Raw genomic sequence first — 21,357 nt, 5'->3', positions numbered from 1 at the left:
AGCACCTGGTCGATCGGCCAGCGGATGGCGCGGAACACCTCGCGGAAGTTGTGCACGAGGAAGTTGAGGGTTGCAGTGACCCAGTCGCCCAGGGGGATGGTGGCCGCCTGGAACGGGTCGAGAAGGCTGAATTCGGACATGAGGGCTTACCTCTTCTTGTGCTTAGTGGCGGCTCAGGGTCTGCAGCAGCTCGTTCTTCGACACGGTGCCCTTGAAGGCCCCCTGGCGGTCGAGCACCGGCACCGGATACGGCAGGTCGGCCGCAATGCCCAGCACCTCGTGCAGTGGCGTGTCGGTGTACACCGGCTGCTGCTCGTGCAGGCTGTAGCGCTCACTGGCGCTGGCGCCGTTGGCATCGGTGTCGACCACGCCGAGCAACTGCCCGCGGTCGTCGACCAGGTAGCCGAATGGCACGCCGGCCTGGAAGCTCGGCGCCTTGCCATTGACCTTGCACACCACGGCCGGGTCGAACTTCGCCAGGTCACCGGCCTTGAGCACCCGCGAGCTGTCGAAGCTCTTGAAGAAGGTACGCACGTAGTCGTTGGCCGGCTGGTTGATCAGCTCCTGCGGGGTGCCGATCTGCACCACCCGCCCGCCTTCCATGATCGCGATGCGGTGGCCGATGCGGATGGCTTCCTCGATGTCGTGGGAAATGAAGATGATGGTGCGCTGCTGCTCGGCCTGCAGGCGCATCAGCTCGCCCTGCATCTCGCTGCGGATCAGCGGGTCGAGGGCGGAAAACGCCTCGTCCATCAGCAGAATGGTCGGGTCGTTGGCCAATGCCCGCGCCAGGCCCACCCGCTGCTGCATGCCGCCGGACAGCTGGTGCGGGTAGCTGTGCTCGTGGCCGGCCAGGCCCACCTGGCTCAGCGCCTCACGGGCACGGCTGTGGCGCTCGGCTTCCGCCACGCCGGCAATCTCCAGGCCGAAGGCGGTGTTTTCCAGCACGCTCATGTGCGGCATCAGGGCGAAGGACTGGAACACCATGCCCATTTCCTTGCGGCGCACGTCGAGCAAGGCTTTGTCGGAGAGCCCGGTGATTTCCTTGCCGTTGAGGTGAATGCTGCCGGAGGTGGGTTCGATCAGGCGGTTGAACAGCCGCACCATGGTCGACTTGCCCGAACCGGACAGGCCCATGATGACGAAGATCTCGCCACGCTTGACGGAAAAGCTTGCATCGAACACGCCGACGACGTGGCCGGTCTTGCTGAAGATTTCGTTCTTGTCGGCGCCCTTGCGGAGCATCTCCATGGCCATGTCGGGGTTGGGCCCGAAAACCTTGAAGATGTTTTTTACCGAAAGAATCTCATCGGCATGGCTCATACGACCCTCTTTATTATGCTTATTAACCAATCTTTGAACATCGCACTTTCAATAAGGCGGGTAGAGATCAGTGCGAGTACGCTTGGCAGTCCGTTCAAATTCGAACGTGAGTCAAAACCGGCACGCAGAAGTCCTGCTTCAAAGTTATTCGACATCGCTGTCGCGAATGCCGCGCCGTGGGTTTCACGTTAGGCCTTGATCCAGACCGGGTCCAACGACATTTGTACCGCCCAAACCATTACCTGAAGTTATCAATCGGCCTGCAAGCGCGGCGCTAGACCGCCGTTGCGTTTACCGCCAGGCCGTTTACAGGCTAGAGTGGTCCACCTGGCTAGACGAAGGACCTCGCCCCACCACCATGGTCAGACACTCCGAACCCGATCAGACGCTGATCAAGATGCCGTCGCTGCGCGCCGTGAAAGTCTTCGTCGCCGCCGCCAAGTACCAGAACTTCACCCGCGCCGCCGAGGCCCTGTGCGTGACCCAGGCCGCCGTCAGCCGGCAGATCCGCGAGCTGGAAACCTACCTCGGCGCCGAACTGTTCACCCGCGTGGGCCGGGCGGTGGAGCTGACCGTGGCCGGTTCGATCTTCTTCGATGCGGTGCAGTTGTCGTTCGTCAACATCTCCCAGGCCGCCGAGCGCATCCGCAGCAACACCAACACCCGGCATGTGGTCACCCTGTGCTGCTCGCCGGCGTTTGCCGCGTTATGGATGGGGCCGCGCATGCCCAGGTTCCTCGACGAAAACCCGGACATCGACATCAATCTGGTGACCACGCAGAACTTCCTGTCGATGGAGCCGGGGGTGCGTCCGGACATCTACATCACCAAGCTGGGCAAGGTGCAGGCGGGCTACAGTTCGCACCCTCTGAACCATGACGTGATCTACCCGGTGTGCACGCCACAGTACCTGGCCTCGCACCCCGAACTGCGCACGCTGGAGGGCTTGCGCGACGGTACGCTGCTCAACCTCACTCCCTATGGCCGCTCGCAAGTCGCCGAGCATGTCGACTGGAATGTCTGGCTGGCGTTGCACGATGTCGACCTGAAGAGCCGCGCCAGCACCGCGCCGCATTTTTTCAATGCCAACGATTACAACCTGCTGGTGCAACTGGCGCTGAACAACCAGGGCGTGGCGCTGGGCTGGCATCACCTGATCGCGCCGCTGGTGGCCCAGGGCTTGCTGGTGCGCCCGGTGGAGCAGGAACTGGTGCTCAAGGACACCTTCCATTTCCTGGCCTTCAACGAGGAAAAGGAACACGACTCCAGTTGCCGGCGCTTGCGCGAATGGTTGCTGCAGGAGTTTCAGCCGCTGCTGGAGCAGTTGCGTATGGCGTGAGTACCGGGGCGCGGCTGGGTGCGCGCCACAGCACCTGCCAGCCGATACGCCTCACTGCACCGGCAAAAAATTCATCAACAGCAGACTCTGCGCATAATTCAACCCAATCCGCCGATACCGCTCATCCAGCAACTCCGCCAGCAGATCCAGCCGCGCCACGATCTTGCCGAACTCCACGGCGAAACTCAGGTTGTTGCCCTCCTCCGAAATCTCGTTGGAAAACAGCAACAGCACCCCGTTGGTATCCTGCCGCTGGCTGAGCATCCAGGTTGCCTTCTCGATATTGCGCGCCGCGTTGTTGACGAACAGCGGGTCGATGGTATCGGTCATGTAGAACTCGGTACGCCCGCCGTGCGCAGTAATCAGCATGCTGCCGATGGCGTAGATGAAGGCACCGACCCGGTCGCCACGAAAATCCGGGTTCAAGGCATAGCTCAGGGCGGCGAGATCGCGGCGGTTGCCCAGTTGCGGCAAGGGCTGGCGCTGTTCGATGGCGATGCGGATCTGCCGCTCGGCGGTGGCGGCATCCACATAGCCGGACATTTTCCATTGGTTGGGATTGCGCAGGTACAGCTTGTTCATCAGCAGGTACAGGCTTTGCAGGTTGTCGCGCATGGCCAGCGTGGCCATGCGGTCGACGCTGGTCTGGAACAGCTCGCTGGGCTTGCCGTTGCCGAACTGGCTGACGATGTCGTGGCCTTGCTGCTGGCTACAGCCGGCCAGGCCAATCAGGGCGCCTGCCAGCAGCAGGCGTGGGAAGAATCGGGGATTGCTTGCAACCATCGGCACCGGGGTCGTATTCGGCGGCCGCACCGGGAGTCGGTACGGCCTGGCCAAGCATAGAGCCCGGAAATCGGAAAAAGTGCGGCCAGTACAGGCAACACATCCATCACATGGCGTGACGCAGCATCTCCACCACCTGCGCATGCAACACCGGGTCACCACAGGCCACCACACAGCCGCCATTCTGCGCGCTGCTGCCATCCCACGCGGTAATCACCCCACCGGCCCCTTCGATGATCGGCATCAGCGCCTGCACGTCATACGGCTGCAGGCTCGCCTCGACGATCACGTCGACAAAGCCCGAAGCCAGCATGCAGTAGGCATAGCAATCACCGCCATAGCGCATCAACCGCGCCTTGCCGGCCACGGCTTCGAACGCCGCCTTGCGCTCGGCGGTGTCGAACATGTCCGGCGTGGTGCACATCAGCGTGGCCGAAGCCAGGTCGGCGCAGGCACGCGTCTTCAGCGGCGTACCGCTGCGCCATGCACCTTGCGGGGTGCCCACGAAGCGTTCGCCGGTGAACGGCTGGTTCATCACACCCACCACCGGCCGTGTCCCATCGTTCAGGGCAATCAGCGTGCCCCACAGCGGCAGGCCGGTGATGAACGCGCGGGTGCCGTCAATTGGGTCGAGCACCCAGGTCAGCGGGCTGCTGCCCACCGCCACGCCAGCTTCTTCACCGAGAATACCGTGCTCCGGGTAACGCACCTGGATCAGTTCACGCATGGCATCTTCGGCCGCCTTGTCGGCAACGGTTACCGGGTCGTACAGGCGCCCGCCCTTGTCCTCGACCTCCAGGCTGGCACGGAAATACGGCGTGATCGCCGCTGCAGCGGCATCGGCCAGCTGTTCGGCGAAGGCTTGGAATTCGCCGATCTGTTCAGCGCTCAGGGACATGGGGCAGGCCTCGTGGGAAATGTCGGGGCTGCATCATACCCGACAACCCGCATGGCAGTAGACGTCGACAAACAGGTGCCACTATTATGCCATTATTGCCACTTCATTTAACGGTCACTCAATCGTTGTACTAGGATACCAAGCACCTCCCGCAGCAGGCCCAGGATGCTGGCCAGCAGCCAGGCGGGATTCGCTCCACCGGACCTCATGGATGACACGATGAATTCGCACTTGCTCTACCCGCAGATCGGCAAAGTCATTGCCAGTACCGGCAGCCGCCAGTTCCCGCGCATGCTCCACGACCTGATCCAGGCTCACCTGAGCATCGATGCCATGCAGATTCGCCAGTTGCCTGTGGTAGCTGCCGAACGTGGCAACGACTCGGCGCTGGTCAATGAAACCGTGTTTACCTCTGATCACTGCCTTGAAGGTGATTTCAGCGACCCGGCGCGCCTGCACCTGATCCGTCGCAAGGGCGAATCGCGTTATGAGATCCAGGTGCTGCGCGCGGGCTCGACCTATGGCTTTTCGGCCCATGAACGCAGCCGCCTGGATGACATCTCGCCCCTGCTGCTGCCGATGCTGGAGAAGCATATCGACGCTCTTCAGCCAACTGCCGAACGTAGCGCACCGGAAAGCCTCGAAGCGCGTTTTCTGGAGCGCATCGGCCAGTCAGGGCTGAAGCTCTCTGAGCGTGAGTGCCAGGTGTGCCTGGGGTTGCTGGCCGGGCATACGGCCCCGGAACAGGCCGAGCGGCTGGCGCTGAAGGTGAATACCGTGGAGAGCTACCTGCGTCGGGCAGCGATCAAGCTGGGGATCAGCGGGCGGCATTCGTTGATGCGCTGGATGTACGCCGAAGCCTGAGCCCTGTTTTCTCCTGCGCCGGCCTCTTCGCGGGCAAGCCCGCTCCCACAGGTACTGCATGCACTCAAAGGCCGTGGTGAACCTGTGGGAGCGGGCTTGCCCGCGAAGAGGCCGGAACAGGCGAGCTTCAATCCCTGGCCAATGCCTCGATCGGGTCGAGCCGCGCCGCATTCCTGGCCGGCACAAACCCGAACACCACGCCAATCAAGGTCGAACAGGCAAACGCCATGACGATCGACGCCGGCGAAAACACCATCTCCCACTGTTTCACGAACAGCTCGAACAGATAGCCGATCCCGTACGACAGTCCGATCCCGACCACCCCGCCAAACAGGCAGACCATCACCGCCTCCACCAGAAACTGCTGGCGAATGTCCGACTGCCGCGCCCCCACCGCCATGCGGATACCGATCTCGCGGGTGCGCTCGGTCACCGACACCAGCATGATGTTCATCACCCCGATACCGCCCACCACCAGCGAGATCACTGCGATCAGCGACAGCAGCAAGGTCAGCGAGCGGCTGGTCTTCTGCACCGTCTGCATGATGCTGTCGAGGTTGTTGGTGAAGAAGTCCTTGGTGCCATGGCGCTGCAGCATCACCTTGGTCACCTCCTCCTCCACCCGCTTGCTCGGCACGCCGTCCTTGATGCGCACGCTGATGCTGTCGAGGTGGCGCTGGCCAAGCACGCGGCCGGCGGCGGTTTCGTAGGGCACCCAGATGTTCAGCTGGTTGCTGGCGACGAACAGGTTCTTGTTCTCGGCGGTTACGCCGATCACCGTGCACGGCAGGTTGCCGACCAGGATCACCTGCCCCAGCGGGTCGACATTGCTGCCGAACAGGCGCTTGCGGGTGTTGTGGTCGATCACCACCACCTGCGCCTGGCGCCGGGCGTCGTCGGCGCTGAACACGATGCCGGCGGCCAACGGGATGTTGCGCACCTGGAAGTAGTGTTCGCTGACGCCATTGAGCTGTACGTCGACATCCAGGTTGCGGTAGCGCACCAAGGTGCTCTGGCCGATCACCGGGGTGGCGCTGTCGACGTAGTACAGCGCGTTCAGGGCCGCCACGTCGGCCGGCAGCAGGGTCTCGATGGTCTTGGCCCGGCTGTCGCCGAAGTTGCTGCCCGAGTAGATGTCGATGGTGTTGCTGCCGATCGCCTGGATGTCCTTGAGCACGTAGCCCTTGGCACCTTCGCCGATGGCCGAGATCGACACCACCGAGGTGATGCCGATGACGATCCCGAGCATGGTCAGCAAGGTGCGCATGCGGTGCGAGACCAGCGCGATCCAGGCCATCTTGAAGGCCTCGCGGAACATCCCCAGGCTGGCGACCAGGCGCCTGGCGGCCGGCAGCGTGGGCGCAGGCTCGGCCGCGGGCACGGGCAGTGCCTCGTGGGCGTTGCGCTGGTCGCTGATGATCTGCCCGTCACTGACTTCGATGATGCGTTCGGCATGGGCGGCAACCTTGGGGTCGTGGGTCACCAGGATCACCGTGTGCCCGGCGGCGTGCAGCTCCAGCAGGATGTTCATCACCTCCTTGCCGCTGCGGGTGTCCAGGGCGCCGGTCGGCTCGTCGGCGAGGATCACCTGGCCGCCATTCATCAGCGCCCGGCAGATGCTGACCCGTTGCTGCTGGCCGCCGGACAGCTGGCTTGGGCGATGCTCAAGGTGCCCGCCAAGGCCCAGGCGGGTCAGCAGCTCCCGTGCGCGCTGGTGGCGTTGGCCCTGTGGCGAGCCGGCATAGACGGCCGGGATCTCGACGTTATGCAGCGCATCCAGGTGCGGCAGCAGGTGGTAGCGCTGGAAGATGAAACCGAAGTGGTCGCGGCGCAGGGCGGCCAGGGCATCGTCGTCCAGTTCGCGGGTTTCCTGGCCGCCGACCTGGTAGCTGCCACTGCTGGCGTTATCCAGGCAGCCGAGGATGTTCATCAGGGTCGACTTGCCCGAGCCGGAAGCCCCGATGATCGCCACCAGCTCGCCGCTGCGAATCTGCAGGTCGATGCCCTTGAGCGCGAGGAACTCGCGGTCACCGGCAAGGAAGCTGCGGGTCACGCCCTGCAGGCGCAGCAGCGGTTCGCCCTGGCCGCTGGCGACGGCCCTGTGCGGGGTCAGCTCGACATTCATGTTCATGCTCACGCCCCTGCTTCGCCAGACACCGGCTCGCCGATCACCACCCGGTCGCCCTCGGCCAGGCCGTCCTTGACCTGCACCTTGACGTTGTTGTTGATGCCGGTTTGCACGTTGCGCACCTGGGCAAAGCCCTTGGCATCGAGCACCCGCACCGGGAAGCTGCCGTCCGCGTTGCGCAGGCCCAGCGCCGCCACCGGCACGGTCAGCACAGCGGCGGCGGTATCGAGGACGATATGCACCTGGGCGGTCATCGAGATGCGCAGGCGATGGTCGGGGTTGGGTACCTCGAACAGCGCGTTGTAGAACACCGCGCCGTTGGGCTTGGCACTGCTGCCGTCACTCTTGTCGGTGCTCTGTGCGTAGTTCTGCGGCGCAGGCTCGGTGCCGCGCAACTTGGCGTAGTAGCGTTTGTCCTCGCCCAGGATGGTGAAGTACACCGCCTGCCCCGGGGTGATGTGGATCACGTCGGCCTCCGACACCTGCGCCTTGACCGTCATGGTGTCGAGGTCGGCCAGCTTGAGCAGGATCGGCGCCAGTTGGTTGGCGATCACGGTCTGCCCTTCCTGGGTGACGATGCCCACCACATGGCCGGTGATCGGCGCGTTGATGCGGGTGTAGCCGAGGTTGACCCGGGCCGTGTCGATCTCGACCCGGGCGCTCTGGATCTGTGCGTCGAGCGAACGCACTGCGGCCTGCTGCACTTCGTATTCCGACTCGGCGTTTTCGAAGTCCTGACGCGACACCGACTCGTCGGCCTGCAGTTCGCGGTAGCGCTCGTACACCCGCCTGGCCTGCCTGAGCTGGGCCTGGGTCGAGCGTTTTTCGGCCTGCAGTTTCTCCTCATCGACTTCGGCCTGGCGCAAGGTGTTGCGCAGCACCAGCGGGTCGATCTCGGCCAGCCACTGGCCCTCGCTGACCTTGTCGCCCAGCTTGACCTTGAGCGACTTCAGCTGCCCGGACACCTGCGCGCCGACATCCACCTGCTTGATGCCTTCGAGGATACCGGTGGCCAGCACCGCGTTCTCGATATCGCCACGCTCGACCGTGGCGATGATGTACTGCGGCGCCTTGGCCGGGGCCTGGACCGCGTACAAGGTGATGCCGGCGACCAGGGCCACGGCGGCGCCGAGGCTGAACTTGCGGAATCTGGACTTATCCATGAACACTCACTTCCATTCAGAACACATGATCAACGGCTTGCCTCTTGCCCCGTGGGAGCGGGTTCACCCGCGAACGCGTCGGTAAAGCCACAATCGCATTCGCAGGTGACCCCGCTCCCATGGGGGCCGAGGCTCCTTCTATTGCTGCGTCACCTTGCCTTGCTGCAGCGCCTGGCCGTCGTGCCACCAGGCCGCCAGGCTGAACACGTCCGGCACCTTGAGGATGCTGAAGTGGTCGCCCGGCCCCTGCCACAGCGCCAGTTGCGGCATCAGCGCCTGCCAGCCGGCGTGCATCGCCGCCTGTTCAGCGGCGTTGCCGGCCGGGTCCAGGCTCGGGTCATCCACCAGCACCAGCTCTACAGGCCCGCTGTAGCTCAAACCCGGCTGGTAGCGGGTGCGCAGTGCCGTGGCGAAGGTGCGCACCGTGCCCTCCAGCGCCCGCGGGGTCGAACGTGCCGGCAGCAGGCCGATTCGCACCATGGCCGCATGCAACTGGCGCACTTGCTCGTCGTCGCTGACCTGGGCGAAGGCCTGCGGCTCGATGCCCAAGGCCTTGCCGGTGGACAGCTGCAGTGCATCGATCAGCTTTTGCAGCGCCTCGCCGAAGGTGTAAGGCCTGCCGCATGAGCCCCCCTCACCCGGCGCCTCGCTGTCGATCAGGGTCAGCGAACGCACCTGGCGGCCCTTGGCTTCGAAGCGCGCGGCCAGGGCATGCGCGACCCAGCCTCCGAACGAATGGCCGACCAGGTTGAGCGGGCCTTGCGGGTAGAGCGCCTCGATGGCCTGCAGGTGGCAGTCGGCAGCAGCCTCCACCGTACTGTGCGGCACCCGACTGCCATCCAGGCCGCGCGCCTGCAGGCCGTACAGCGGCCAATCCGGCCCCAGGGCCTCGGCCAGGCCAATGAAACTGGTGACGCTATCGCCGGCACCGGGCACGCAGAACACCGGTGCGTGGCCCGGCTGCCCGGTCTGGATCGCCACCAACGGTTGATGAGCCGGCTGCTCGGCAGCCGCCGGCAGCCTTGCCAGTGCCTGGACCATCGCTGCGCCCAGCGCCGCTACGTGGGGTTCCTGCATCATGCTGCGGTGGTCGCCGGGGACGTCGCATTCGAGCAACGCCTGGGTCGGCAACGCCTCGTGCCAGCCCAGGCTCGACAGGCTGTCGCTGCCTTGCTCGGCGCGGAACAGGTGCACCGGCATATCGAGTGGCGCCAGGCGGTAATGGGCCATGGCGTGACCGTGGGCCAGTTCGCGCTCGAAGTAGTGGCGCAACTGCACATCGCTCATGCTCGACCACAAGCCGTAGAGCAGATGGTGTTCTCGGCAACTGGCAAGCAGGCTGGCGAAGTCGCTGTGCTGGGCCTCCAGGCGCTGCAGCTGCGCCAACGGCGCGGTCCCCGCCTCGCCCTGGGTATGCCAGAAACGGTTGCAGTTGAGCAGCAGCTGGTTTTCCAGGGCCCGCGGCCCCTGCCAGCGGGCCTTGCCCTGATCGGCCAGGCGCGGCACGTAGGTATCGATCAGGCCAAGGAATTCGACCCCCTCGTCCGCACCCAGCAGCTGGTTGGCCATCTCGAAGGCCAGTACGCCACCAAACGACCAGCCTGCCAGGCGATAAGGGCCGTGGGGCTGGACCTTGCGCAGCTGCGCGATCTGGTAGCGTGCCAGGCACTCCAGCGTACGCGGTTGGGCTTCACCACACGGGATACCCGGCAGGCCGTAGATCGGGAAGTCCCCCGGCAGGTGCTGGCCCAGCACCGGGAAGTAGAAGTCCAGGCCGGTGAATTCGTGGACCAGGAACAACGGCGCCTGGGTACCGCTGGCACGCACATTCACCACTGTCTGTGCCTGACCGGGGTGGCCGGCCCCCAGATGCTGGGCAAGCGCCGCTACGCTGGGCTGCTGGAACACGTCATTGATCGCGGCCATCAGGCCGGCCTTGCCAAGCTTGTCGATCAGCCGAATCGCTGCCAGCGAGTGGCCGCCCAGTTCGAAGAAGTTGTCGTGGCGCCCTACCCGTTCCACACCCAGCAGCTCGCGCCAGAGCGCGGCCAACAGGGTTTCGGTTTCACCGACCGGGGCTTCGTACGGGCGCTCCTCGGCCGCCTCGGGTGCGGGCAGCGCCTTGCGGTCAAGCTTGCCGTTGGGGCTCAGCGGCAGCGTTTCGAGGTGCATGAACAGCGCCGGGACCATGAATTCCGGCAGGTGCGCGAGCAGTGCCGTGCGCAAGGCCTCCATGGTTTTCGATTCGCCGGTGTAGTACGCGACCAGGCGCTGATCACGGGCCACGACCACGGCTTCCTTGATACCGTCGATGGCGGTCAGGCCGGCCTGGATTTCGCCCAGTTCGATGCGCAGGCCACGGATTTTCACCTGATCGTCGTTGCGGCCCAGGTATTCGAGGTTGCCGTCCGCCAGGTGGCGAGCGAGGTCGCCGGTGCGGTACAGCCGTCCGCCAGGGTGGAACGGATCGTCGATGAAGCGCTCTGCCGTGAGCTCGGCGCGGTTGAGGTAGCCGCGGGCGACCTGGACACCGCCGATGAACAGCTCGCCGGCCACACCTTGCGGCACCGGCTGGCCTTGGCCATCGAGCACGTACAGCGTGGTATTGGCGATGGGTTTGCCGATCGGGGTGTTGTCGGGGGCGGTTAAGCAGTGCCAGGCGCTGACATCCACTGCCGCTTCGGTCGGGCCGTAGAGGTTGTGCAGCTCTACGGCTGGCAACTGGGCGTGGAAGCGGCGCACCAGGCTGCCCGGCAAGGCTTCACCGCTGCACAGCACGCGCTTGAGAACCTGCACCGTCCCTGTGGGAGCGGGCTTGCCCGCGAAGAAGCCAGCGCGGTGCATGGCACCGGCTTCGCCGGTGTTCGCGGGTGAACCCGCTCCCACAGGGGGGGTGTTTGCTGTGGAAGACAGGAACACATCCAGCATCGACGGCACGAAGTGCAAGGTGGTGATGCGTTCGTCCTGGATGATCTGGCGCAGGTACTCGGGATCACGATGGCCTCCCGGGCGGGCCATGACCAGGCGCGCACCGGTCTGCAGCGGCCAGAGGAATTCCCACACCGACACGTCGAAGCTGAACGGGGTTTTCTGCAACACCACGTCATCGGCGCCAAGCTGATAGGCATCCTGCATCCACAGCAGGCGGTTCACCACGCCGGCATGTTCGTTCATCACGCCTTTGGGCAGACCGGTCGAACCGGAGGTGTAGATCACGTAGGCCAAATGTTGTGGCGTCAGGCCTGCAATCACGGGGTTACTTGCAGGCTGGTCATTCCAGCTGGGCTGATCCAGATCGATGATCTGCCCGGCATCCGGCACATGGCGGGTCGCCGCATGCACCAGCACCGCCACTGGCGCGCTGTCGCTGAGCATATGACGCACACGCTCGGCCGGGTAATCCGGGTCGACCGGCACGTAAGCACCCCCGGCCTTGAGAATGGCCAGCAACCCGACCACCATCGACAGGCCACGTTCGACACAGATCGCCACACGATCATCCGGTTTGACGCCCAGGGCGATCAGGTGATGCGCGAGTCGGTTGGCCTGCTCGTTGAGCTGGCGATAACTCAGTTCACCCTCGTCAGCCCGCACGGCAAGTGCATCCGGTGTACGCGCCACCTGCACCTCGATCAAACCATGCAAGGTCTGCTCTAGGTCGTAATCGACTGCGCTGTCGTTGAACTCCAGCAACAGCCGCTTGCGCTCATCGGCATTCGGCAGCCCTGTGTGAGCCGGAACGGCGCGCTCGCCTTCGGCGAAGGTCCACAGCAATTGCTCCAGATACCCCACATAGCGTTCGACAGTGGCCCGATCGAACAGCGCGGTGGCAAACACGATGCCGCCACTGAAGCCATCGGCATCTTCACCCAGGCTCAGGCTAAGGTCGAACTTGGCGATACGCGCCTGCCCGCCCACGGCCGTCACCGCCAGGTCGCCCAGCTGCAAGGCCTGGCGCTCGGGCGTTGCGTCCCAGTCCAGCGATACCTGGTACAGCGGCGTATGGGCCAGGCTGCGTGGCGGGCGCACGGCCTCGACCACCTGCTCGAAGGGCAGGTCCTGATGCGCCTGCCCGTTCAGCACGGCAGCCTTGACCCGCGCCAGCAACGTGGCCACATCCGGTGTACCCGACGTGTCCACGCGCACGGCGATGGAATTGACGAACATGCCGATCAGGCCATCGACCTCGGCCTGACGACGGTTGGCCAATGGTGAGCCAATCACGACTTCATCCTGCCCGGCCAGGCGCGTCAGCAATACCGCCCACGCCGCCATGAACAGCATGTACGGGGTCACCCCTTGGGCCCGGCACACGGCCTTGAGCTCATCGCTCAGGCGCGGCCCCAGGCTGAGCACAATGCTGTCACCGGCATACTGCTGGCGCTCCGGCCGCGGCCGGTCCCAGGGCAGGCTCACCAGCGTCGGCGCCCCGGCCAACTGCTCACGCCAATAATCGGCCTGGCGCTGCAAGGCTTCAGCACTCAGCCAGCGGCGCTGCCACAAGGCGTAATCCAGGTACTGCACCGGCAAAGCCGGCAGCGGGTCGTCGCGATCAGCGCTGAACGCCGGGTACAGCTGGCCCAGTTCGCGCAGCAGCACAGCCAGCGACCAGCCATCGGCTACCAAGTGGTGCACGGTCAGCAGCAGGATGTGGTGATCCTCGGCCCGTTGCAGCAAACGGCCACGAATCGGCAGGTCATGGTTCAGCGCGAAGGGTTCGCTGCCGGCCTGTTCGAGCAGCTGCGCCAGCGCCTGTTCGCCCAACTCGCGCGCATCTTCCCTGACCAGCTGGAAACCACGGGCATCCGCCGCCAGCACCACACGCGGCTGGCCATCCTGCGCCACAAAGTGGCTGCGCAGGCTCTCGTGACGTTCCACCACGCGCCGCAATGCCCGCTCCAGCGCCAACGTATCCAGCGCCCCGTGCAGGTGCAACCCAAGGGGAATGTGATAGGCCGTGCTGCCCTCGCTCATCTGCGCCAGGAACCACAGCCGCTGCTGGGCGAACGACAGCGGCAGGCTGCCCAGCCGTGGGCCCGGCTGGATCGCCGGCAAGGCGCGCTCGGCGTGGCTGCCCAGGCTGGCCGCGACCGCTGCCAGGCTGTCATCGGCGAACAGCTCGCCCAGTGCCAGCTCCAGCCCCAGACGCTGGCGCACCTGGGCCAGCATGCGCATGGCCAGCAACGAGTGGCCGCCCAGCTCGAAGAAGCGGTCCTGGCGCCCAACCCGCTCCAGCTGCAGCAGTTCCCCCCACAGCTGAGCCAACACGGTTTCGCGTTCGCCTTGCGGCGCTTCGTAGGCCGCTGCAGCAAAGTCCTGCGGGCCAGGGAGCGGTAGCGCCTTGTGGTCGACCTTGCCATTGTTGGTCAGCGGCATCCGCGCCAGTGCCACATAGGCACCCGGCAGCATGTAGTCGGGCAGCCGACCGCGCAGGAAGCCGCGCAAGGCGCTGGCATCGAGCGCCGCGTCGTGGCGGGTGAACCAGGCAACCAGGCGCAGCGGCCCTTGCCCGTCCGGTATCGCCGAAACCTGCACGTCACCAATGCCCGGGCACTGCGACAGCTGTTGCCTGATCTCTCCCAGTTCGATGCGAAAGCCGCGGATCTTCACCTGGTCGTCATTGCGGCCCAGGCATTCCAGCTGGCCGTCAGGCTGCCAGCGCACCAGATCGCCGGTTCGATAGAGCCTGGCCCCGGGCCGCTGGCTGAACGGGTCGTCGATGAAGCGCTCGGCGGTAAGTTCAGGCCGATTGAGATAACCCAGTGCCACACCGTCGCCGCCAATGTACAGCTCGCCGACCACCCCGCGCGGCACCAGCTGGCAATGGGCATCGAGCACATAGACCTGGGTGTTGCCGATCGGTTGGCCAATCGGTACCTGGGTGGCATTCAATGCCAGCGCCTGGACAGTGCAGGCCACGGCGAAGGTCGTGGTCTCGGTCGGCCCGTAGCCATTGAGCAGGCGCAGGCCCGGCGCTCGCTCCAGCAACGCCCGGAAAGCCGCCGGTTCGGCACGCTCGCCGCCGCTGATGAGGATGCGCAGGCCCGCCAGCGCATCGGGCAGCAGCTGGACGTACTGGTTGAACAGCGCCGTGGTCAGGAACAGCACGGTGATGCCGTCATCCACCAGCGCCTGGGCGAAACGCTGAGGGTCGACCAGGGTCTGGTGATCGATCACCCGCACCTGCCCGCCGTTGAGCAGCGCGCCCCACACGTCCATGGTGCTGGCATCGAATGCCGGGTTGGAGGCAAAGGCGATGCGGTCCCGGGCATTGAAGTCGGCGTAGCCGTTGTTCAGCACCAGGCGGGTGATACCGCGCTGCGGCACGCATACGCCCTTCGGCTTGCCGGTGGTGCCCGAGGTATACATCACGTAGGCCGCATTGCCCGCTTCCTGCGCCAGGCCCGGGTTGTGCCCGGCTTGCAGGTCGAGTACCTGCGCGTCGAGGTCCACCCGGCGTACCGGGAAGTTCGCCAAGGTATCGGCCTGGGTCAACAGCATCACCGCCTGGCAATCTTCGACCATGAACGCTTGGCGCTCGACCGGCGCATGGATATCCAGCGGCACATACACCGCCGCACACTTGAGCACCGCCAGTTGCGCCACCAGCAAGGGCAGCGAGCGCGGCAGCAGGATCGCCACGCGCGCGCCGGGGGCCACGCCTTCGGCGATCAGGTAATGGGCCAGGCGGTTGGCCTGCAGGTTGAGCTCGCCATAGCTGACCGCCTGCTGGCCGTGCACCGCCGCCAGGGCCAGCGGATGACGGGCCACACGCTGCTCGAACAGGCGTGCCACGCTCAGCTCACGTGGGTAATCCGCTGCGGTCGCATTGTAACGGTGCAGCAGGGTATGGCGTTCTTCTTGGCCAAGCAGGTCAACCTGCTCCAGCGGCATCTGGTCGTTGCCGACCATCGCCCACAGCAAGGTTTCCAGGTAGCCCAGGTAGCGCCGCACGGTCACTTCGTCAAACAGCGCCGTGGCGTAATCGAGGCTGCCGGCCAGCACATCAGCGTGCTCGCCCAGGTTCAGGGTGAGGTCGAACTTGGCCACCTGCGCGGCCTGCGCCACGGCTTCGAGCTGCAAGCCATCCAGCTGCAAGGCAGCGCCCTGGGTTGCCTGCCAGTTCAGGGTCACCTGGAACAACGGCGTGTGGCCCAGGCTGCGGGCGGGCCGAACGATTTCGACCACCTGCTCGAACGGCAGGTCCTGGTGCGCCTGGGCCGCCAGCACACGGGCCTTGACCTGGCCGAGCAACGCCTCGGTGGTGGCGGCCGAAGCGCTGTCGATGCGTATGGCCAAGGTGTTGACGAACAGCCCCGCCAGCGCTTCGAGCTCAGCATGGCCACGGCCGGCCACCGGGCAGCCGATCACCACCTCGTCCTGGCCGGCCAACCTGGCCAGCAAGGCCGCCCAGGCGCCCAGCACGGTCATGTACAAGGTGACCCCGTGGCGCAGGGCCAGGGTGCGCAGGCCGGCCGCCAGGCGCGGGTCCAGTTGCAGCGGCAGGCTGGCCCCGGCGAAATCCTGGCGCTCGGGGCGTGGCCGGTCGCTCGGCAGTTTCAACAAGGTCGGTGCGCCATCCAGCGCCTGGCGCCAGTAATCGGCCTGGCGCTGCAACTGCTCGCCGGCCAGCCAGCGTCGCTGCCACACCGCATAGTCGCCGTACTGGATGGCCAGCGCGGGCAGCGGGTCGTCCAGGCCTTGGCACAGGGCCGGATACAGGGCGCCCAGCTCTCGTGTCAGCACCCCCAGCGACCAGCCGTCGGCAACGATATGGTGCACGGTCAACGCCAGCACATGGTGCTGCGCATCCAGGCGCAGCAGGCGCACCCGCAGCAACGGCCCATGGGCCAGGTCGAAGGGCCGGCCGGCCTCTTCGCGCAGCTTGCCGGGCACTGCATCCGGGGCAATGTCCTCGCGCTGGAACCACCCTGCACCGGCCGTCGTGCCGATGATCACCTCGGCGCTGTCATCGCGTGGCACGAAGTGGCTGCGCAGGGTTTCATGGCGCTCGACGATGCGCAACAGGGCGCACTCCAGGGCGTCGTCATCCAGCGGCCCGCGCAGGCCCAGGGCCAGCGGCACGTTGTAGGCCTGGTTGCCACCGTCCATCTGCGCCAGGAACCACAGCCGCTGCTGGGCGAACGACATCGGCAGCGGCTGCTCGCGGGGTACCGGCACGATCACCGGCAGCTCGCTGCGCCCGGCCCCCGCCAGCACCTGGGCCACGGCCGCCAGTTCGGCATTGGCGAACAGCTCGGCCAGGGGCAGTTCCACGCCCAGGCGCAGGCGCACCTGCGAAACCATGCGCATGGCCAGCAGCGAATGCCCGCCAAGGGTGAAGAAGTGGTCACGCCGCCCCACCTGCTCGACCTGCAGCAACTCGGCCCAGATCTGTGCCAGGGCGTGTTCCAGTTCGCCTTCAGGGGGCTCGTGGCCTTGCTCGAACAGCGCCGAACGCTCGGGCCTGGGCAAGGCGCGGCGGTCGAGCTTGCCGTTGGCGGTCAGTGGCAGGGCCTGCAGCTCGACGAATGCCACCGGCACCATGTAGTCCGGCAGGTGCGCCTGCAGCTGCGCACGCAGGCCTTCCGGAGTGGCCGCCTCGACATCCGGCTGGGGCGTGAAGTAAGCCACCAGCCGCGGCTGGCCGGGTTGGTCCTCACGGGCCAGCACCACCGCCTCGTTGATACCCGGCAAGCTGGCCAGGCGGCTTTCGATCTCGCCCAGCTCGATGCGCACGCCGCGGATCTTCACCTGGTCGTCGTTGCGCCCCAGGTAGTCGAGCGTGCCATCGGCCAGCCAGCGCACCAGATCACCGCTGCGGTACATGCGGCCACCGGGGTTGAAGGGGTCGTCGAGAAAGCGTTCGGCGGTCAGCTCGGGGCGGTTCAGGTAACCGCGCGCCACGCCGGCACCGCCGATGTAAAGCTCACCCGGCACCCCCAGCGCCACAGGTTGGCGCTGCGCGTCGAGCACGTACAGGCGCGCGTTGTCCACCGGCCGGCCGATATGCAGCACCCCGCCCGCCTCGACCACCCCGGAGCTTGCCACCACCGTGGTTTCGGTCGGGCCGTAGTTGTTGACCACGGCAAAGCGCTGGGTACGGTTGAACTGGCGCAGCCGGTCACCGCCGATCAGCAGGGTGCGCAGGGTCGGGTGTTCGAGCTGGTGGCTGAAGGCATATTCGGCCACGGGCGTGGGCAAAAAGCTCACGTCCAGTGGCTGGCTGCGCCACCAGGCGAGCATGGCATCGAGGTCTTCATGGCCGTTGGCGGGCGGTGCCAGGTGCAGCGTGGCCCCCGCGCACAACGCCGGCCAGACTTCCCAGGCCATGGCATCGAAGCCGAAGCCGGCCAGGCACGAGGTGTGGCGGCCGTGGCACAGGTCGAAGGCGCGGCAGTGCCAGTCGACCAGGTTGTTGACGGTGCGGTGCTCGACCATCACCCCTTTGGGCTGGCCGGTGGAGCCTGAGGTGTAGATGACGTAGGCCAGCTGGCTGGCCCCCAGTGCCGACACGGTCGGGTTGCTGACAAGGGCCGGCCAGTCGGGCTGGTCCAGCAGCAGCACCGGCACCTCGACCGCGCCCAGGCGCCCGCGCAGCGCCTGCAGGGTCAGCACCACCACAGGGGCACTGTCACTGAGCAGGTAGTGCACCCGCTCATCCGGGTGCGCCGGGTCGATGGGGACATAGCCGGCGCCAGCCTTGAGCACGGCCAGCAGCCCGACCAGGGTCTGCAGCCCGCGGCAGGCGACCACCGCCACGCGGTCATCGGGGCGCACGCCCAGTGCGATCAACCGATGCGCCAGCGCATTGGCCTGGCGGTTGAGGTCGGCATAGCCCAGGGTCTGTTCGCCGCAGGTGGCGGCGAGGCTGTCGGGGTGCGCGTGCGCCTGGTGTTCGATGCGCTGATGCAGGGTCAGGGTCGCCTCGAAACGGCTCGCATGGTCATTGAACCCTTCCAGCAGGGCTTGGCGTTCGCTGCCTGGCAGCATCTGCAGCGCCAGGACCTGGGCATCGGGCGCCTGCAGCAGGCTTTCCAGCGTCTGCTGCAGGTAGGCGCAGACACGCTCGGCCGGCACCTCGGCGCTGGCCAGCAGGGTCAGGCGGAAGGCTTCGCCGAGGTCGTCGACACTCAAGGTCAACGGGTAGTTGGTGGCCTCGGCGGAGTCGACGATATCGATACCGGCCAACGCCGCGCGCCGGGGTGCGGAGGCGCCCACTGCGCTATGGCGGTAATTGAGCAAGGCATTGAACAGCGGCGCCGGGGCCGCTACGCCGCTGCACCGCTGGGCCAGGGCCAGGGGCGCATGCTCATGACGCATCAGCGCACTCAGGCGCTGGTGCGTGGCGCGGATCGCCGTCGGCAGGTCGCTGTCGTTCAGGTCGACCCGCAGCGGCAAGGTGTTGATGAAGATCCCCAGCGCCCGGTCGGTGGCTTCGGCACCCAGCAGGCGCCCCATCAATACGGTACCGAACACTACCCGCTCGCGCCCGGTCAGCCCCCCCAGTACCCGGCCCCAGGCCAGGTGGAACACGCTGGCGACGCTCACGCCAAGGCTGCGGGCATGGGCACGCAGGCGCTGGCACAGGGCAAGTGGCAGGTCGATCATGTGTTCTTGCTGGCTGCCGCCATTGCCCTGCACGTCCTGGATGCCGTAGGCCAACGTCGCTTCGTCGATATCGCCGAGCATCTCGCGGAAGAACGCCTCGTGCTGCGCTTCGCTGACACCGAGCACCGCCTGTGCCACGTAGTTGCGAAACGGCACCGGCGTGCCCAGGCCGTGATCTTCGCCCGTGAGGAAGGCGATCAGTTCGTGGCGCACCACCTCCAGGGCGCTGTGGTCCATGGCGATATGGTGGAACTGCAAGGTGGCACTGAGCCTGCCATCGGCCTCGGGCGCTTCGCGCAACAGGCGCATCAGCGGGGCCTGGGTCAGCTCGAGCCAGCCACGCGCCGGGTCATCACCGGGCAGCTCGAGCACCTGCAGGTCGGCTTGCCGCCACACCACCTGCAGCGGCGTTTCCAGGCCCGCCCAGTGCACCGAGGTGCGCAGGATATCGTGCCGCGCGATCACCCCGCGCAGGGCTTCGGCAAACGCTTGCAGGCGCGCCTCGCTGGCGAACACGAAGCGCGCCTGCATCACGTACGGGTCGTGCCCATTGGCACTGGCGTGGTGAAACAACATGCCCTGCTGCAGCGGCGCCAGCGGGTAAAGGTCCTGGACATTGGCAGCGCCACCGGGAATCTCCGCGACCAGGCGGTCGAGGGTGTCCTGGTCCAGATCGACCAGGTTGACCAGCGCCGGGGTGATCCGCGTGCAGCCGGGCGGGATCAGGTTGCCCGGCACGTGGACGGCGCCCTGTTTCACGGCCACGTATTCACCGCTTTCGATCAGCGCCACCAGCGCCGGCTTGTGCTCGCGCAGGCGTGCCACCAGCGCGGCGTCGGTCAGCGCCTGGCGGTTGCCCTGGACCACCAGCTGGCCGTCCTTGAGCGCCAGCTGCACGTTGTTGGCCGAAAGTGTTGCCAAGAGTTGGTTGATACTCACAGGACGATCTCCATTCTGTCTGTGATGGCTGCATAGCCGGCCAGGGTCGGTTGGTCGAACAGCGCGCGCACGTCGGCTTCCAGGCCTTGTTCGCGCAAGCGGGAGGTCAGGGTCACTGCCAGCAGCGAATGGCCACCCAGTTCGAAGAAGTTGTCGTGGCGCCCTACCCGTTCCACGCCCAATAACTCGCACCAGAGGGCGGCCAGCAGGGTTTCGGTTTCGCCCTCGGGCGCTTCATAGGCGCGATCCTGGATGGCATCGGGCGCAGGCAGTGCCTTGCGGTCGAGTTTGCCGTTGGGGCTCAACGGCAGCGTTTCGAGGTGCATGAACAGCGCCGGGACCATGAACACCGGCAGGTGCGCGAGCAGTGCCGTGCGCAGGGCCTCCATGGTTTTCGGTTCGCCGGTGTAGTACCCGACCAGGCGCTGATCACGGGCCACGACCACGGCTTCTTTGATGCCGTCGATGGCGGTCAGGCCGGCCTGGATTTCGCCCAGTTCGATGCGCAGGCCACGGATTTTCACCTGGTCGTCGTTGCGGCCCAGGTATTCGAGGTTGCCGTCCGTCAGGTGGCGAGCGAGGTCGCCGGTGCGGTATAGCCGTCCGCCCGGGCGGAACGGATCGTCGATGAAGCGCTCAGCCGTGAGTTCGGTGCGGTTGAGGTAGCCACGGGCGACCTGGACACCGCCGATGAACAACTCGCCGGCCACGCCTTGCGGCACCGGTTGGCCTTGGCCATCGAGCACGTACAGCGTGGTGTTGGCGATGGGTTTGCCGATCGGAGTGTTGTCTGGTGCGGCCAGGCAGTGCCAGGCACTGACGTCCACTGCCGCTTCGGTCGGGCCGTAGAGGTTTTGCAGCTCTACGGCTGGCAACTGGGCGTGGAAGCGGCGCACCAGGCTGCCCGGCAAGGCTTCACCGCTGCACAGCACGCGCTTGAGAACCTGCACCGTCCCTGTGGGAGCGGGCTTGCCCGCGAAGAAGCCAGCGCGGTGCATGGCACCGGCTTCGCCGGTGTTCGCGGGTGAACCCGCTCCCACAGGGGGGGTATTTGCTGTGGAAGACAGGAACACATCCAGCATCGACGGCACGAAGTGCAAGGTGGTGACGCCTTCGTCGCGAATGACCTGGCGCAGGTATTCAGGATCGCGGTGCCCTCCCGGGCGGGCCATGACCAGGCGCGCACCGGTCTGCAGCGGCCAGAGGAACTCCCACACCGACACGTCGAAGCTGAACGGGGTTTTCTGCAACACCACATCATCGGCGCCGAGCTGATAGGCATCCTGCATCCACAGCAGGCGGTTCACCA

At 66.1% G+C, this 21,357-nt stretch carries 9 protein-coding genes and 1 pseudogene (1 of these 10 running past the window's edge); 2 read left to right on the top strand and 8 right to left on the bottom strand.

What is annotated here, in order from left to right:
• Together CAF78_RS28865 and CAF78_RS26180 are read right to left on the bottom strand one after the other, a co-directional pair.
• Positions 1-140 (bottom strand): annotated as a pseudogene (locus tag CAF78_RS28865) (glycine/betaine ABC transporter permease); the annotation flags it as partial.
• 22 nt (positions 141-162) lie between these two features.
• Positions 163-1,323 carry a glycine betaine/L-proline ABC transporter ATP-binding protein gene (locus tag CAF78_RS26180; RefSeq protein ID WP_085679539.1) on the bottom strand — a complete coding sequence of 387 codons (1,161 nt, stop codon included), beginning with the start codon at positions 1,321-1,323 and terminating at the stop codon, positions 163-165.
• A 358-nt stretch (positions 1,324-1,681) separates the two neighbouring features.
• On the opposite strand from CAF78_RS26180, the gene CAF78_RS26175 reads away from it, so the two are divergent.
• Complete coding sequence (locus CAF78_RS26175; RefSeq protein ID WP_085679536.1) at positions 1,682-2,662, top strand: LysR family transcriptional regulator; 981 nt, start codon at positions 1,682-1,684, stop codon at positions 2,660-2,662.
• 51 nt (positions 2,663-2,713) lie between these two features.
• Here the strand turns inward: CAF78_RS26175 and CAF78_RS26170 are convergent, their stop codons facing one another.
• Positions 2,714-3,445, bottom strand: a complete 732-nt coding sequence (locus CAF78_RS26170; RefSeq protein ID WP_085679533.1) for a hypothetical protein — start codon at positions 3,443-3,445, stop codon at positions 2,714-2,716.
• A gap of 106 nt (positions 3,446-3,551) precedes the next feature.
• Positions 3,552-4,343, bottom strand: coding sequence for a histidinol-phosphatase (gene hisN, locus CAF78_RS26165; protein ID WP_085679530.1), 792 nt, complete (start codon positions 4,341-4,343; stop codon positions 3,552-3,554).
• A 219-nt stretch (positions 4,344-4,562) separates the two neighbouring features.
• Here hisN and CAF78_RS26160 point away from each other — a divergent pair, with 219 nt between their 5' ends.
• Positions 4,563-5,207, top strand: a complete 645-nt coding sequence (locus tag CAF78_RS26160; RefSeq protein WP_085679545.1) for a helix-turn-helix transcriptional regulator — start codon at positions 4,563-4,565, stop codon at positions 5,205-5,207.
• Positions 5,208-5,334: 127 nt separating this feature from the next.
• On the opposite strand, the gene CAF78_RS26155 is transcribed toward CAF78_RS26160, so the two are convergent.
• The 4 genes from CAF78_RS26155 to CAF78_RS28920 all read right to left on the bottom strand — a co-directional run.
• The gene (locus CAF78_RS26155; RefSeq protein ID WP_085679527.1) at positions 5,335-7,338 is read right to left on the bottom strand and encodes a MacB family efflux pump subunit; all 2,004 of its coding nucleotides are present in this window, start codon (positions 7,336-7,338) and stop codon (positions 5,335-5,337) included.
• Positions 7,339-7,340: 2 nt separating this feature from the next.
• Entirely contained in the window at positions 7,341-8,498 is a 1,158-nt protein-coding gene (macA, locus tag CAF78_RS26150; RefSeq protein ID WP_085679525.1) for a macrolide transporter subunit MacA, read from the bottom strand.
• A 138-nt stretch (positions 8,499-8,636) separates the two neighbouring features.
• A complete protein-coding gene (locus CAF78_RS26145; protein ID WP_085679522.1) occupies positions 8,637-20,048 on the bottom strand; it encodes a non-ribosomal peptide synthetase in 11,412 nt (3,803 codons plus the stop codon).
• On the bottom strand, positions 20,045-21,357 hold the 3' end of the coding sequence (locus CAF78_RS28920) for a non-ribosomal peptide synthetase (RefSeq protein ID WP_085679519.1). It continues 21,103 nt past the right edge of the window; only the last 1,313 of its 22,416 coding nucleotides appear in the window; the start codon falls outside the window, past its right edge; the stop codon is at positions 20,045-20,047. Before CAF78_RS28920 ends, CAF78_RS26145 begins: the two co-directional genes overlap by 4 nt.

The organism is Pseudomonas sp. R28(2017) (assembly GCF_002112505.1).
Taxonomy (GTDB): Bacteria; Pseudomonadota; Gammaproteobacteria; order Pseudomonadales; family Pseudomonadaceae; genus Aquipseudomonas.
This window is presented reverse-complemented; position numbering and strand designations above follow the sequence as displayed.

Coding starts and splice junctions, on each gene's coding strand:
- CAF78_RS26170 (WP_085679533.1), bottom strand. CDS start 3,445: ATGGTTGCAAGCAATCCCCGATTCTTCCCACGCCTGCTGCTGGCAGGC.
- CAF78_RS26155 (WP_085679527.1), bottom strand. CDS start 7,338: ATGAACATGAATGTCGAGCTGACCCCGCACAGGGCCGTCGCCAGCGGC.
- CAF78_RS26160 (WP_085679545.1), top strand. CDS start 4,563: ATGAATTCGCACTTGCTCTACCCGCAGATCGGCAAAGTCATTGCCAGT.
- CAF78_RS26180 (WP_085679539.1), bottom strand. CDS start 1,323: ATGAGCCATGCCGATGAGATTCTTTCGGTAAAAAACATCTTCAAGGTT.
- hisN (WP_085679530.1), bottom strand. CDS start 4,343: ATGTCCCTGAGCGCTGAACAGATCGGCGAATTCCAAGCCTTCGCCGAA.
- CAF78_RS26175 (WP_085679536.1), top strand. CDS start 1,682: ATGGTCAGACACTCCGAACCCGATCAGACGCTGATCAAGATGCCGTCG.
- macA (WP_085679525.1), bottom strand. CDS start 8,498: ATGGATAAGTCCAGATTCCGCAAGTTCAGCCTCGGCGCCGCCGTGGCC.